Genomic DNA, 13,982 nt, shown 5'->3' with positions numbered 1-13,982 from the left:
CTGTCCTCGATTTTTTTCTCATCTTGCTTCATGTTTTCTAACTGTTCTTTTAGTTCTGCATCTAACTCTGCATATGAAAGCCAGCGACTAAATTCTTGTTTCCAGTTCATACCTCTATCCCCTCTCGCTTGTCATACCTTTATTATATGAAAAAAACAACCTGTATCTCAATATTTTTTACAATCTAACAGGATTTTACTAGGAATATTTGTATACACTATGATTAAATACTCCACTAAAGGGAATGAGGATTATGCAAGAATGGGGCTTGTCAGAAGAGCTCAAAATACAAACAAAGCAAATGATTGAAATTGCTGAAAAAGAATTATCAATTATGAGGCAGGCAATTGATAAAGAAGATGAATGTATTTTGTGCAAGATGGAAGATATTCATCATATGTTAGCAAATGTACAAACACTGGCAGCTACATACTATATTCAAGCGTATTTATCACCTTATACAGAAAGCTCACAGTTCATTACAACAGCTGTTCAACATTTAAGTGCCAGAAAACATGGTGCTCTTATTGTTGTGGAACGAAACGAGCCACTTGAATCTTGTATTCAAACTGGAACAACATTACATGCTCATTTAACCGCACCACTGCTCGAATCGATTTTTTATCCAGGGAACCCTCTTCATGACGGAGCCGTTCTCGTTAAAAATAACCATATTGTTTCTGCTGCTAATATTCTTCCATTAACAAAAAGTACAGAAGTTGATCCTGAACTCGGAACACGTCACAGAGCTGCAATTGGCTTATCAGAAAAAAGCGATGCCCTTATTTTAGTTGTCTCTGAAGAAACGGGCCGCACTTCATTCGCTTTAAACGGGACTTTATATACAATTTCTCTATAAAGTAAAGTTACATCGGCCGTAACACCATATATCAATAAAAAAGGCTGTTCCAAAATGTAGGAACAGCCTTCTCTTATTATCCTATTCTTCTCCGAAACGTTCAACAAGCGTTGCAAGTGTACGTACCATTGCACCTGTCGCTCCAGCTGGTCCTAAATCATGCGCTCCTGATGATTCAGATGTTCCAGCGATGTCTAAGTGTACCCAAGGTGTATCTTCAGCGAATTCACCTAGGAATGTACCTGCCATAACCGCATGTCCTTCGCGGCCTGGTGAGTTATTTAAATCAGCAAACTTACTGTTTCTCACGCGCTCTTTATCACGATCAAAAATCGGTAATTGCCAAATTGATTCATCTGTTTCCATAGATGCCTCTAGTACTTGCTCGAATAACTCTTCATTGTTTGTCATTGCACCTGTCGTATGATTTCCAAGTGCGACAATTACACCACCTGTCAATGTCGCAACATCAATTAGATAGTTTGCACCTAATTTTTTCGCATACGTAATACCGTCAGCTAATGCTAAGCGACCTTCTGCATCTGTATTTAATACTTCAATTGTTTTTCCGCTCATAGATGTGATTACATCGTCTGGCTTAAATGCTGTACCACTTACAACGTTATCTGTTGATGGAATAACAGCGATCACATTTTGCTCTGGGCGAAGTTCACCGATAATTTCCATCGCACCTAATACAGCAGCCGCACCGCCCATATCACCTTTCATACCGACCATGCCTTCACGTGGTTTTAAAGAATAACCGCCTGTATCGTATGTGATTCCTTTTCCAACGAATCCAATAACATCTGTCCACTCTTCTTTTCCTTTATAAATAAGAGCGATCATTTTTGGTGGCTCTACACTACCTTGGTTTACTGCAAGTAGCGCACCCATACCGAGCTCTTCCATCTCTTCTTTCTCAAGAACTTTATAATCCATATCATACTTCTCAGCTAACTCAACGGCATACTCAGCAAGCTTTGTCGCTGTTAATACGTTTGGCGGCATATTTACAAGTGTACGAGCTGAATTTGTTGCACGTCCATGTACGTAGCCAACTGTTAATGCAGCTTCAATTTCTTGTGTATCTTCCGCTGTAATAGCCGTGAACTTCTCTAGCTCCACACGATCCTTTTTATCTGATTTATACGTTTGTAACTCATATGTACCAAGGCCTTGTACTTCTGCTGCGATATGAGCGACATCAATCGCGTCTAATTTCTCTGTTACGAAAGAATCAAGCAAGATTGCTGCATCTTGTACTTTTGCTGCTTGCAATGTTTTAAATGCCTTACCAAGAGCTGCACGTAATGTTTCTGTCGTATAAGATTCTTTCTTACCTAAACCAACGAAATAATAGCGTTTCACATTTGTTTTTCCTAAACTATGTACTTTTGAAATAGCTTTCTTCTTCGTAGAAAGTTCTTTCTCTTCTAATAAAACTTGTAATTGTCCTTCAAACGCTTTGTCCAGTTCTTGTACAAAACTACTCGTTTTCTCTTCTTCAAATAAGGCAACAATCACCGCTTCATGGCTTCCTAATTCTTTTTGTACGTGAAACATGTTCAGACCCCCTAAATTTCTCTACTCTATCTTTATTATAACTTTATTTTCGATAAAATGCGACAATTCTAACTTCTGTTATATCCTATATAAAATAAAAAAAGTCTAGCGTACTTACCACTAGACTATCTTTGTTTTAAATATTGACCACGAAACACTTGCATCGTTTCGTCTTGATTTAACATCGTTAACTCTTCTTCTGAAAACTTACCATTTCCTAGCTTAACTATATACACATTTACTTTTTTCTTACCCCATTGGCTATAAACATCTTTCACCGTATCATAATACAAATCAAGACGGTTTCCTTTTATTGCACCGCCCTTATCAGCTACTACACCATACCCATAACCTGGTATGAATAAAATTGTTCCAATCGGGAATACGCGTAAGTCCGCTGCGATTGTGGAATATAAATCCCTTTTCGCCTTAACACCTGAATATGTAATACCATACTCCGGATGTCCTGGCCTCTTACCAGTTGACTCAATTCCCGATGTATAACCTGTTGCAGTCATTTCAATTGAACGATATTTAGACCAGTCATTTGCCTGCTCTAAAGCATTTATCACTTCTTTACTCGGAGCAACATTTCTCTTAACTTCTGCTGCATGTACTTCTTTTGCACTCGTTCCCTCATATTTCTTTACAATCTCTAATAAAGAAACTCCTGTGAAAGCATTCCATGTTACGCATAATGCGGATACAAGTAAACAAGTCATCATAATGCGAATACAATATCGTTTTAACATTTTTATATTCCACACTCCTTCATCGTTAATCATTCCCTATACGATGAAAGAATATGCAAAAAAATAATCTCCAATTGCATTGGAGATTAAAACATTTGATATCCGCTTTTCCGAAGTTTCTTAATAACGATTCCGGCTAAAGCAGCACCAATCAATCCAGTAGATAAAATAAACACATCTGCTTGTCCTAAATGCGATACACTTGTCCCAAATGAAGAGAATGTTTCTTTTGGCTTTGAAAAATAATCCCACACACTCGCCTTATTAATAATAAGCATACAAACAATCGGATACACAATAACCATTACCCATGTCGCTCGTAATATCATGTTGAGTAAAAATCCAATTCCAAAAAACAAAATAAAAAATAACATCATTGAAATAAGTAGTACTGGTATACTCACTCTTTCTCCCTCTCCTTCGTACATGCCGTAAATACGTGATAGGCTGTATAACCAAATTGCTCTCCTGGATTTAATGTTTTGTCCATTTCAAGATGTAATTCTGATTGTCTTTCTAACAAATATGTAATAAGCACAGACGTATTTGGATCGTCCGCAATCGTATCCGGATGTAGAAACGCTACTTCAGACAATTCCTTCTCCTGTACAATAATCTCTTCCCCTTCAGGCTCCAAAAGGAAAATAATCATATTATCACTAATCTCATTGCGAATCACGCCCGATCTAACACCAATGATCCCCTTCACATGAGCGACAATACCTGTCTCTTCTAACACTTCACGCTTCACAGCTTCATCAACGGTCTCACCTTCATTTACAAATCCAGCCGGTAAAGACCATTTCCCCTTTAATCCACTGTATTTCTTCTTAACGAATAGCCACCTGCCATCTTTTGTAGCTACTAGCCCACTGACAGCTAACCATACTTTTCCTCGCTTCTCCATGATGCAGTACCCTCCTCTATTAGAACGGACAGAATATTCTTTCTTTTTATACATTATACTATATTTTTAAAATGAAAAAAGCAGAAACAGCTCTTAGCCGTTTCTGCTTTCTCTACTATATATTAAAAGAACTTTAATTTACCTTTTTTAAGAACTAATAAAGGTCCACCTAATAAGAATAGGTAACGGTTATCGATAACTTTCTTCATGAAGGAAGCTTTCCAACCTGTTAACTTTTTGCCCATGACAACGCCCATTGCATCGTCATGACCTAAAGAACATACAGATCCTTTATTGTCGAATACGAATTTCTTCATTTCACCTTTACCACGAACTAACACAGTTAAGTTGTGCGCAATGTTGTAACCTTGTTGAATTGCGATCTGTGCTGTTGGTGGGTATGGACGGTTAATTTCTTCGTTAATGATTAACGCTGCGTCACCAACCATGAATACATCTTCGTATCCTGGAGCGTGCATGTACTCATCAACTTTTACACGTCCGCGCATTGCTTCAAAACCAGACTCTTCCACAATACCGTTACCACGAACACCTGCAGCCCAAACTACTGTTTCAGACTTAATTAATTCAGTATCATCGCCATTCGCAACGATAATACCTTCTTCAGTTGCTTCTTTAATTGCTGTACCGATGCGGAATTCTACACCTTTTTTCTCAAGTTGTTTCACAGCGTATTCTACTAACGCTGGATCGAAACCTGGAAGTGCTGTTGGAGCAGCTTCTACACAAATAATACGTGCTTTTTCACGTGGTACATTGTACTGTTTACAAAGTTCAGGAACGCGGTTTGCAAGCTCACCTACGTACTCGATACCAGTAAATCCAGCACCACCAACAACGATTGTTACTAACTCATCGCGCTTTTCATCTGCATATTTAGCGAAGCTAGCTTCCATATGCTCACGAATTTGACGAGTTGCATTAATGTTAGCGATTGAGAATGCATGCTCTTTTAATCCTGTAATTCCGAATGTTTCTGATTCGAAACCAAGACCGATTACTAAGTAGTCATATTCTAACTCGCCGTCTTTTAAGATAATGCGTTTTTCAGCAGCTTTAATTTCTACTACTGTATCTTGTACAAAGTTCACTTTATTTGTATCAATAACGTCTTGAATATCTAGACAGATTTTTTCATCTTGTAATGTACCAGCTGCGCTCTCGTGTAACCAAGTCGCTTGGTAGTGATAGCTGTTGTTGTTTACTAACGTAATTTCAGCTTCATTTACAGATAATGCTTTTTGCAGACGAACAGTCGTAATCATCCCGCCATAACCTGCACCTAAAACTACGATTTTTGGAGTCTTCACCAAATCACAACCCTTTTCTTTATATAATAGTAATGAAAAATAATACCAAGTACTAAAAACTCTATTTGTCAAGAATGTGGAATTTATCACATTCTATATCATAACAAAACGCAGTCAAAAAATCGTACGAATTTTGTCATAGAAATTTAACATAATACTTCCCTATATTAGTCGGTTTTATTCCAGAATTCAAGCGTCTGGAGAATTATCAATATTTTAAAATAACATAGCGTTTTCAAGGGTTTTTCAGCCTTTTTTTCATGTATTTTCCTTTCTGTATATTTTATACAATGTAAAAAACATCTATGCGAAAACTTACACACAATTCAGTCGTTTTCAGAAGTATTATGAACTCAAATATGCTATCATTTATTTGAAAGTGTCATCATTTGCAGGATTTTCGTGTACATATGAACAATATATGAAATCAATATCAAAATTCCATCTATAGGGGGAATGAAAGTGGCAGAAAATCAAAAAGTTTACGACATAACAATTATTGGTGGTGGTCCAACAGGACTATTCACAGCATTTTATGGTGGTATGAGACAAGCAAGTGTAAAAATTATTGAAAGCTTACCTCAGCTTGGAGGACAATTATCCGCGCTCTACCCTGAAAAATATATTTATGATGTAGCCGGATTCCCGAAAGTGCGTGCACAAGAATTAGTTGATAACTTAAAAGAGCAAATGAAGAAATTTGATCCAACCGTTTGTTTAGAAGAAGCTGTTGATACGCTTGAGAAACAAGCTGACGGTATATTTAAACTTGTTACAAATAAGCAAACTCACTATTCTAAATCAGTAATTATTACTGCTGGCAATGGTGCTTTCCAACCACGCCGCTTAGAATTAGAAGGAACAGCAAAGTATGAAAAGAAAAACTTACATTATTTCGTTGATGATATGAATAAATTTGCTGGTAAGCGCGTCGTAGTATTTGGCGGCGGCGATTCAGCTGTTGATTGGACAATGATGTTAGAGCCAATCGCCGACAAAGTTACAATCGTTCATCGTCGTGATAAATTCCGTGCGCATGAACATAGCGTAGAAAGCTTAATGAACTCTCGTGCAGAAGTAAGCACACCATACGTTCCAGTAGAACTCATTGGTGATGACAAAATTGAACAAGTCGTTCTTCAGCATGTAAAAACGGAAGAAAAAATTATCATCGATGTTGATGATGTAATCGTAAACTACGGCTTCGTTTCTTCCCTTGGACCAATAAAAAACTGGGGCTTAGATATACAAAAAAACAGCATTCTCGTGAACTCGAAAATGGAAACAAATATTCCTGGCATTTACGCTGCTGGTGACATTTGTACATATGAAGGAAAAGTAAAACTCATTGCTTGCGGCTTCGGTGAAGCACCGACAGCAGTAAACAATGCAAAAGCTTACTTCGATCCAAACGCAAAACTTCAACCGATGCATAGCTCTAGTATGTTTTAATATAGAAATGAAAAGAACTCCTTTTATGCGAAGGAGTTCTTTTTTATTACGCTATCGTTCCCTTCCAAAATATGTTACAATAAATAAGAACAAACGTTCTATCTAATAAGGGGGATATTTAAAAATGAAAGAACCTACTATCGTAAAAAAAGAAGCTTTCCAAGCAATCGGCATTTCGATTACGACGACCAATGAAAAAGAGGCATCTACTGAAGGAAAAATTCCCGGGCTTTGGAATCGCTACTTCCACGAACAAATCATGCATCACATCCCAAATCAACAAACGAAAGAAACATTCGCTTTTTACTCAAACTACGAATCAGATGAAACTGGTACATATCAATTCACAATTGGTATGCCCGTTTCTTCATTAGAAGACGTTCCTGAAAATATGACAACTTTAACAATACCTGCCGCTACGTATGCGGTATTTACAACGAGAAAAGGACCAGTTGCTGAAGTCGTTTGCGAAGCTTGGGAATATATTTGGAAATGGTCAAAAGGAAACAAACGTGCTTTCACAATAGACTTCGAGCTATACGATGAAAAAGCAACAGATCCAAACAACGCACAATTGGATATTTATATTGCATTAGCCTAAACGACAAAAGAGAAGATACCAAATGGTATCTTCTCTTTTGTCGTTAAATAGCCACTGTGCAAATCCAGCATAATTGTCTACAATGAGAAAGTGCAGTATAGAAATATTAGAAACTGTATAAAGTGAAACTATACTCAGTGGTGGGGGGGATTCATCCCCCACCACTGAGTATTAGTTGAACCAATCGGACGTTTACGGGCAGTTAGTCTCCCACCTAACTTCTTTGCTCGAGCCAAATTTTGAGGTGGGAGTTTTACTGCCCGTTAACGCGGGATAAAGTGATTGTTAACAAGTTTTTTAGTTTAAATTTGTCGCATAGAAAGGAAGCAATATGGAGGAACTACAACAAAATAAATCTGCTTTAGAAGGAAGCGGAAAACCGTTATTAAAAAATACGAATTTCCTTTTTCTTTGGGCAGCTACTCTTTTTTCAAGTTTCGCTTTAGCCTTTTTTACTTTTTCACAAACGTGGTACATAGCAAAAACATTAAACCTTGAGGCATCACTCGGTGTTGTTTTCGTAGCTCTTAGTGTTCCAAGGCTTATTTTTATGATTATCGGCGGCGCTGTAGCTGATAAATTCCCGAAAAAAAACATTATGTTTTATTCTAATATTGTTCGTGCTATTCTTGTCGCAACCATCCTTACATGGTTTATCGTAGGTGATGTAACACTATATACATTTGCTTTATTCGCTCTATTCTTCGGGCTTGCTGATGCTTTTTTCTGGTCAGCTGATGGATCTATCTTGCCTGAACTTGTAGAAAAAAGCCGTTTAACACAAGCAAACTCACTTACACAAATGACAAACCAAGCATCGGTCATCTTAGGCCCTGTACTTGGCGGCATTCTTATCAAATTTACGAACTATGAAACGATTTTCTCAATTACAATTTTATTACTCATTATCGCAGCGATACTCGTTCAAAAAATACAATTTACGATGCCAGAGCAGCAAAATACAGACAAAGGCATGTTCACTTCTATTAAAGAAGGAATTTTATATGTAAAGGAATCGCCATTCCTTTCAACTTTCCTTATTTGTAGCGCCTTTCTAAACTTATTTTTAATCGGTCCGATGCAAGTCGGTTTCCCGCTTTTCGTTAAAAATATTCTGCATGGTGACTCGCTTCAGTTTAGTTACTTAGAAGCATCTGTAGGTGGCGGTATGGCGATAGGTGCTGTCATTGTCGGTTTAAAAAATATTAATCGTAGACGCGGTCTATTTTGCATTATCATGATGCTACTGTCTGGTGTATTCTTCTTATCCATCAACTTTAGCACTGTACTATGGCAAGCATTATTAGCTGGCATGTTTTATGGTATTACAATCGCAATGGCTATCGTTCCACTTATGGCGATGATTCAATCGACAGTAAAAGAAGAAATGATGGGACGCGTAATGAGTTTGCTTATGCTATCATCAATGGGCTTTATCCCGCTTTCTTATGCATTCACATCCATCGCGCTTGCAATTGGAATTCCAATCGTAACCGTTATGAAAAGTGGTGCAATCGCCGTTATCGTCTTCGTACTATTTGTAGCGATTCGTGTTCCAGTTGTAAGGAAGTTTGATTAACTACTTGGAGTCATGTGTTATACGCATGGCTCTTTTTTAAACGGATCAAATAACGGTATCCCCTTACTTCTTCTCACGGCTGCTCCCCATTCTAATCCAACTTCTAAAAATAAATCCCGCACTGTACTATATAAAAGAGCCTTCACATTTTTACGGATTTCCCCGTATTTATAAGCTCTCACAACACTTTTCACGCGCCAAATGAAATTTCCATACACTTCTTCATCAGCTAATATTTGCTCCAGTAAAACACCTCGCTCTAGTAACCCACTCTTTTTATATGCAAGTTCCACCTTACTCCAAAATATATTAATCTTCTTCGGATTACTCGTCATCGGTAGAAGTGCATATATAAAAGGCTTCGGTATATCATGACGGCAATACGTCTCATCAAGCTCGTACGTTCCTTTTCTATTCTCTTTTATTTGTGGAAAGTTTTTAAAAAGAATTGTTTCCCCCTCATTTTTTTGCTCATTTTTACTACAGCTAGCTGCATCATTCTCACTTTCACATGCGGACATTTTCATACGGTCATCCATGCGGTCAATTGCAGATGTAAGAAAAACATATAAGTTCGCACTATATCCGCCTCGCCTATGTCTTTCTTTTGTTGCAACACGCTTTATAATTCCTAATTCCTCTAACTTTGCAATGGAGCGACGTACTGTACGAATACTTTTTCCAACATTTGTAGCAATTGTCTCCATTAACGGACAAGTAACTCCCACTGTTTTCTGTTTCTCATTCACTGCATACTTTCCTAAAAAATGAATAATGATAGCATCCGTTTTATTTAATTGAAATTGATAATGTTTCAAAACTTGTTTTTGATATGTATTAAACTCTTCTTTACTTCGAAATTCACTATATGGTTTCATTAAGTTATATAAGCTGCCCATTTTTATCACCTCATTTATAAGTAAGAGGCAGGAAGGGAATTTGGCGTGCTATTTAATATTTTTTTAGTGGAGATGAAAATATGATCGTAATTAGCGCTTGTTTAGGTGGTATTGCTTGTCGGTATGATGGAAATGACAATCTCGTTTCAAAAATAGAGGATTTGCTGCAACAAGAAGATACAGTCCTCATTTGTCCTGAAGTATTAGGAGGATTACCGACGCCTCGTCCTTCGGCTGAGATTATCGGCGGGAATGGCGATGACGTTTTGGATGGAAAAGCAAAAGTGATGACAAAAGACGGTGAAGATGTCACGGAATCTTTCGTGAGTGGCGCTTATAAAGCGCTAGAACAAATTAAAAATTTACAACCAGAATATATTATTTTGAAAGAACGTAGTCCCTCTTGTGGTAGTTCTACAATTTATACGGGAGAATTTAACGGAAATAAACAAACTGGTTACGGGGTAACAACCGCTTTATTCAAAAGACATGGATTGAAAGTCATTTCAGAAGAGGATTTTGAGAATATAAAAAGGAATTGACCCTGTTCGTCAATTCCTTTTTTCTGTCTTATTTCACATTTAATTTTTCTTTCACTTTCGCTGGAAGCTCGTCTTTCTTCACTTCTTCCCAAGCTGATACACCTTTTTTATCTGAGTGGTATACGCGTAAGAATGCTTCTTTACGAAGGTTTTTTTGTGCCATAAATTCTAATTCTTTTTCTTTACCTTCTTTATCAAATCCAGTTAATTTATATTGGTAATCTTTATATGGTTCACCATTATCAGATTTACCATTATACTCTTTTCCATCTACTGTAATTTGAACGTAGTACTCATCTTTACCCATACGATTTAAATCACAGCCAACTAAAAGACTCGCAAATACAACTAAAATACTAAAAAGTGCAATATATCTTTTCATTTCCTTCACCTCATGTGTTTTTCTTATATTGTTATCTTAAAGCCCAGAGCTTAAAGAAGAAATTCAAAAACATGACATGAACATTACACTTTTGTAAGATAGTAATTATTTCTTCACTTTAGAAACCGTCATCCCGTCACCAATTGGAATAAGTACAGATTCTAAATTTGGATGAGCTGCTACTACTTCATTAAACTTCTTCATAACTTCTGTATAACGTTTTTGTTTCGCACCTTCATCAGCTACACTACCACCAGCTAGAACATTATCTGTAACAATTAAAGCACCTGGCTTAGCAAGCTTAATGCAGTACGTTAAGTAATTTTCATAATTCTCCTTATCGGCATCGATAAAGAAAAAATCAAATCGATTATTACCTGTAGCTAATATTTCAAGACTTTGTAAGGCAGCACCAGTCATATATGACACTTGTTTTCCGAATCCCGCTTTATGTAGATTGCTATGTGCTACCTTTGCATATTTTTCTTCTAGTTCCAGTGAAGTTAACGTCCCCCCTTCTCCAAAACCTTTCGCAAGACAAATTCCGCTATACCCACCTAATGCACCTATTTCTAAAATATCTTTCGCTCCAGAAATAGAAACTAACATCGTCAAAAGTTTACCAGAAGAAGGCGATACCGATATGGGCGGCATTTCGTTTTCTTTTATGGAAGCAATCACTTCATCCAAAAGTGTATCTTGACTACAAAATACGGAATCAATATAACGATTAATTTGTTTCATCAGATGCAGTCCCTTTCTCTAAATCTGCCTTCTCATCTAACATAGGCGCTTCTTCTGTTTCACTCTCATGTATTTCAAATAGTTGTGTAAATTCATTAATAACCATATCAATTGCTTTTAATTCCCCAATTAAAATTTGCTGAATAGACTGGAATTCTGGCTCACTTAACTGTTGTTTAATTGTCGCTCGTTTCAAATTCATCATTTCTAAAAAAGCAATTGCTCTCCCGCGTCGAAATGTTTTCGGCCCGCGATGATGCGATCCATCTCTCCCTTTATGACGCTCACCACGGTGGTGTCCTTCTTTCATGAACTTATCTTTTCTCATTTCAAATCCCCCTTTGTATACAAATGTATACGTTTATTTTATTAATCACAAGTGTATACGTTTGTATACATAATATCAAAAGAAAAAGCCTTAAGGGAGATGAATTTTATCATTCATCTCCCTTAAGGCTTTTTCTCCACTATCTCTTTACTACCAATTTTTTATGTACCGATTACCGCCAATAACGTCTTTCACGCCAGTTTCGCCACTTATCATGGGCTTTATCACGTAATTTCCTTATACCGTTTATTACACCTTCTATTATGCATTCTATTATAATATCTATCACAATGTATCTTATAAATCTAAGAATAGGACCTATAATGTACTTCAATATAAATTCAAAAATATTTTCCAGCATATATCCTCTCTTTCTGCCCTTCAATTATAACTCGAAAAAAGAGAACTTTAAAAGAAGCTCAAATAACTAGCAATGAATGAATTGAACAACCTAAAGCTACTTTAGCAGTTTCGTTTTCAATATGTGAAAAGAAATTTCTAAATGATGAAGTGACTATATATTGTTTTCTAACTTTTGAGCGAAAGTTTTTTACATAAGTTTCATTTTGGACTTTTATGCCAAAAGAAAAGACCTCCTTAACGATTGCATTCCATCGCTAAAAAGGTCTTTTTCTATTTCAGCTAAAAACTTAGCACTCTTCTGGCTTACCAGCATTCGTCGCTGTACGGAAAGATGATCCACATCCGCATGATGCGATTGCGTTTGGATTGTCGATTGTGAATCCGCCGCCAAGCATAGATTGTTTATAATCAATTTTTACTCCTTTAACAATGGGAGCACTTTCTTTATCGATAACAAATTCGACACCGAAAAACTCAAGAACTGTGTCGTCTTCGTTTGGTTCTACTTCAAATCCTAAGCCGTAAGAAAGACCACTACATCCGCCGCCGTGTACAGCAAGGCGCACGTACTTCTCTCCATCCTCAGCATCTTTTAACATATCTTTAATTTGAAAAGCTGCTTGTTCTGTAACTTCAATCATGAAATACACCATCCTTTCTGTTCTCATTCTATTATACATCTTTACGCTTCTATCTTGTACTCATACACTCCGCGGCAAATTACTTCCGCTGGTCCTTTCATTAACACGTTGCCTTCTTCTGTCCATGCAATCATTAAATCGCCGCCAGCTAAATGAACTGTAATTTCCTTACCACGTTCCATTTTTCCATTTAAAATAGAGGCTACAACTGCAGCACACGCCCCTGTTCCGCAAGCTTGTGTTACACCAGATCCACGTTCCCAAACGCGGAAGTTCATCTCTTCCTCATTTAAGATTTCGATGAATTCAACATTTACTCGTTCCGGGAACATTTCATGTGTCTCAAGGACTGGACCAAGCGTTGTAAGAGGTGCTTGGTCTACATCATCAACAAAAATAACTGCATGCGGATTTCCCATTGAAACAGCTGTAAATGCATAACGATGATTATTGTATAAGAAGTTTTCACGAATAAATGGTGTTTCACCTTCACCAAGCATCGGTATTTCTGCACGTGTTAAACGAGGTGCTCCCATATCGATTTTCGCTAATGTAACTTTCCCTTCTTCTACCGTTACTTCCGCCGTTACAATGCCAGCTAACGTTTCAATTGTGAAAACTGTATCTTCTACTAGTTTATGCTCATACGCATATTTCGCTACGCAGCGTAAACCGTTACCACAGCTCTTTCCTTCTGATCCATCATTATTAAACATGCGCATTTTCACCGGCGCTACGTCAGATGGACAAATTAAAATCATTCCATCTGCTCCAATACCAGTATTAATATTTGAAACCTTTTCCGCCACAAGAGCTAAATCTTCTTCAGGAATTTGTTCTTCAAACATATTTACATATATATAACTATTGCCAAGACCATGCATTTTTGTAAAAGAAAATTGGCTCATTTGTATTCACTCCAAAAATAATTTGTTATTTCAAGTATAAAATGCACGCTTTTAGAACACAATATGAATGTCCCCCGTTTCTCATATTTGACAACATTTGGCGATGAGCCAGTCTTGCGCAAATTGTG

Annotated in this window: 18 protein-coding genes; 5 read left to right on the top strand and 13 right to left on the bottom strand. The window is 37.1% G+C overall.

Features of this window, described 5'->3' with window-relative positions; translation table 11 throughout:
• A partial coding sequence (locus MR083_RS12545; RefSeq protein ID WP_242269396.1) for a phosphoglucomutase occupies nt 1–110 on the bottom strand: 110 nt, incomplete at its 3' end.
• 143 nt (nt 111–253) lie between these two features.
• On the opposite strand from MR083_RS12545, the gene cdaS reads away from it, so the two are divergent.
• Complete coding sequence (gene cdaS, locus MR083_RS12540; protein ID WP_001158738.1) at nt 254–859, top strand: sporulation-specific diadenylate cyclase CdaS; 606 nt, start codon at nt 254–256, stop codon at nt 857–859.
• 81 nt (nt 860–940) lie between these two features.
• Here the strand turns inward: cdaS and pepA are convergent, their stop codons facing one another.
• From pepA to MR083_RS12515, 5 genes are all read right to left on the bottom strand, one after another.
• Entirely contained in the window at nt 941–2,425 is a 1,485-nt protein-coding gene (pepA, locus tag MR083_RS12535) for a cytosol aminopeptidase (RefSeq protein ID WP_242269393.1), read from the bottom strand.
• 125 nt (nt 2,426–2,550) lie between these two features.
• Nucleotides 2,551–3,177: a 3D domain-containing protein gene (locus MR083_RS12530; protein WP_000920108.1), complete on the bottom strand. Its 627-nt coding sequence runs from the start codon at nt 3,175–3,177 to the stop codon at nt 2,551–2,553.
• Nucleotides 3,178–3,263: 86 nt separating this feature from the next.
• Entirely contained in the window at nt 3,264–3,581 is a 318-nt protein-coding gene (locus MR083_RS12525; protein WP_061183240.1) for a YuiB family protein, read from the bottom strand.
• Nucleotides 3,578–4,084 (bottom strand): NUDIX hydrolase, encoded by a 507-nt coding sequence (locus tag MR083_RS12520; RefSeq protein ID WP_061183239.1) that lies wholly within the window; start codon nt 4,082–4,084, stop codon nt 3,578–3,580. Before MR083_RS12520 ends, MR083_RS12525 begins: the two co-directional genes overlap by 4 nt.
• 122 nt (nt 4,085–4,206) lie before the next feature.
• Nucleotides 4,207–5,415, bottom strand: a complete 1,209-nt coding sequence (locus MR083_RS12515) for an NAD(P)/FAD-dependent oxidoreductase (protein WP_000856615.1) — start codon at nt 5,413–5,415, stop codon at nt 4,207–4,209.
• Between the two features lie 462 nt (nt 5,416–5,877).
• Here MR083_RS12515 and MR083_RS12510 point away from each other — a divergent pair, with 462 nt between their 5' ends.
• From MR083_RS12510 to MR083_RS12500, 3 genes are all read left to right on the top strand, one after another.
• Nucleotides 5,878–6,867, top strand: a complete 990-nt coding sequence (locus tag MR083_RS12510; RefSeq protein WP_000829779.1) for an NAD(P)/FAD-dependent oxidoreductase — start codon at nt 5,878–5,880, stop codon at nt 6,865–6,867.
• A 124-nt stretch (nt 6,868–6,991) separates the two neighbouring features.
• Nucleotides 6,992–7,468: a GyrI-like domain-containing protein gene (locus MR083_RS12505; protein WP_000662716.1), complete on the top strand. Its 477-nt coding sequence runs from the start codon at nt 6,992–6,994 to the stop codon at nt 7,466–7,468.
• Nucleotides 7,469–7,799: 331 nt separating this feature from the next.
• Nucleotides 7,800–9,047 carry an MFS transporter gene (locus tag MR083_RS12500; protein WP_000391919.1) on the top strand — a complete coding sequence of 416 codons (1,248 nt, stop codon included), beginning with the start codon at nt 7,800–7,802 and terminating at the stop codon, nt 9,045–9,047.
• Nucleotides 9,048–9,064: 17 nt separating this feature from the next.
• Here the strand turns inward: MR083_RS12500 and MR083_RS12495 are convergent, their stop codons facing one another.
• On the bottom strand, nt 9,065–9,946 hold the full coding sequence (locus MR083_RS12495; protein WP_242269391.1) for a helix-turn-helix domain-containing protein: 882 nt from the start codon (nt 9,944–9,946) through the stop codon (nt 9,065–9,067).
• Nucleotides 9,947–10,026: 80 nt separating this feature from the next.
• On the opposite strand from MR083_RS12495, the gene MR083_RS12490 reads away from it, so the two are divergent.
• Nucleotides 10,027–10,488 carry a 2-thiouracil desulfurase family protein gene (locus MR083_RS12490; RefSeq protein ID WP_000635476.1) on the top strand — a complete coding sequence of 154 codons (462 nt, stop codon included), beginning with the start codon at nt 10,027–10,029 and terminating at the stop codon, nt 10,486–10,488.
• A gap of 28 nt (nt 10,489–10,516) precedes the next feature.
• Here MR083_RS12490 and MR083_RS12485 read toward each other — a convergent pair whose 3' ends face one another.
• The 6 genes from MR083_RS12485 to dapF form a co-directional block, all read right to left on the bottom strand.
• Nucleotides 10,517–10,870: a YxeA family protein gene (locus MR083_RS12485; protein WP_000833156.1), complete on the bottom strand. Its 354-nt coding sequence runs from the start codon at nt 10,868–10,870 to the stop codon at nt 10,517–10,519.
• Nucleotides 10,871–10,975: 105 nt separating this feature from the next.
• Nucleotides 10,976–11,614 (bottom strand): O-methyltransferase, encoded by a 639-nt coding sequence (locus tag MR083_RS12480; RefSeq protein WP_000809688.1) that lies wholly within the window; start codon nt 11,612–11,614, stop codon nt 10,976–10,978.
• Nucleotides 11,601–11,942, bottom strand: a complete 342-nt coding sequence (locus tag MR083_RS12475) for a hypothetical protein (protein WP_001224264.1) — start codon at nt 11,940–11,942, stop codon at nt 11,601–11,603. The genes MR083_RS12480 and MR083_RS12475 overlap by 14 nt, the downstream gene beginning before the upstream one ends.
• Before the next feature lie 172 nt (nt 11,943–12,114).
• Nucleotides 12,115–12,303, bottom strand: a complete 189-nt coding sequence (locus MR083_RS12470) for a hypothetical protein (RefSeq protein ID WP_000892291.1) — start codon at nt 12,301–12,303, stop codon at nt 12,115–12,117.
• A gap of 289 nt (nt 12,304–12,592) precedes the next feature.
• A complete protein-coding gene (locus MR083_RS12465; protein WP_000573827.1) occupies nt 12,593–12,946 on the bottom strand; it encodes a HesB/IscA family protein in 354 nt (117 codons plus the stop codon).
• A gap of 41 nt (nt 12,947–12,987) precedes the next feature.
• The gene (gene dapF, locus MR083_RS12460) at nt 12,988–13,854 is read right to left on the bottom strand and encodes a diaminopimelate epimerase (protein WP_000077382.1); all 867 of its coding nucleotides are present in this window, start codon (nt 13,852–13,854) and stop codon (nt 12,988–12,990) included.
• Nucleotides 13,855–13,982 lie beyond the last annotated feature (128 nt).

Source organism: Bacillus cereus group sp. BfR-BA-01408 (assembly GCF_022663305.1).
Lineage (GTDB): Bacteria > Bacillota > Bacilli > Bacillales > Bacillaceae_G > Bacillus_A > Bacillus_A pacificus.
Note: the sequence above shows the minus strand (reverse complement) of the source record. Positions and strands in the feature narration are given on the sequence as shown.

Coding starts and splice junctions, on each gene's coding strand:
- MR083_RS12495 (WP_242269391.1), bottom strand. CDS start 9,946: ATGGGCAGCTTATATAACTTAATGAAACCATATAGTGAATTTCGAAGT.
- MR083_RS12500 (WP_000391919.1), top strand. CDS start 7,800: ATGGAGGAACTACAACAAAATAAATCTGCTTTAGAAGGAAGCGGAAAA.
- MR083_RS12485 (WP_000833156.1), bottom strand. CDS start 10,870: ATGAAAAGATATATTGCACTTTTTAGTATTTTAGTTGTATTTGCGAGT.
- MR083_RS12465 (WP_000573827.1), bottom strand. CDS start 12,946: ATGATTGAAGTTACAGAACAAGCAGCTTTTCAAATTAAAGATATGTTA.
- MR083_RS12470 (WP_000892291.1), bottom strand. CDS start 12,303: ATGCTGGAAAATATTTTTGAATTTATATTGAAGTACATTATAGGTCCT.
- cdaS (WP_001158738.1), top strand. CDS start 254: ATGCAAGAATGGGGCTTGTCAGAAGAGCTCAAAATACAAACAAAGCAA.
- pepA (WP_242269393.1), bottom strand. CDS start 2,425: ATGTTTCACGTACAAAAAGAATTAGGAAGCCATGAAGCGGTGATTGTT.
- MR083_RS12480 (WP_000809688.1), bottom strand. CDS start 11,614: ATGAAACAAATTAATCGTTATATTGATTCCGTATTTTGTAGTCAAGAT.
- dapF (WP_000077382.1), bottom strand. CDS start 13,854: ATGAGCCAATTTTCTTTTACAAAAATGCATGGTCTTGGCAATAGTTAT.
- MR083_RS12520 (WP_061183239.1), bottom strand. CDS start 4,084: ATGGAGAAGCGAGGAAAAGTATGGTTAGCTGTCAGTGGGCTAGTAGCT.
- MR083_RS12490 (WP_000635476.1), top strand. CDS start 10,027: ATGATCGTAATTAGCGCTTGTTTAGGTGGTATTGCTTGTCGGTATGAT.
- MR083_RS12530 (WP_000920108.1), bottom strand. CDS start 3,177: ATGTTAAAACGATATTGTATTCGCATTATGATGACTTGTTTACTTGTA.
- MR083_RS12475 (WP_001224264.1), bottom strand. CDS start 11,942: ATGAGAAAAGATAAGTTCATGAAAGAAGGACACCACCGTGGTGAGCGT.
- MR083_RS12505 (WP_000662716.1), top strand. CDS start 6,992: ATGAAAGAACCTACTATCGTAAAAAAAGAAGCTTTCCAAGCAATCGGC.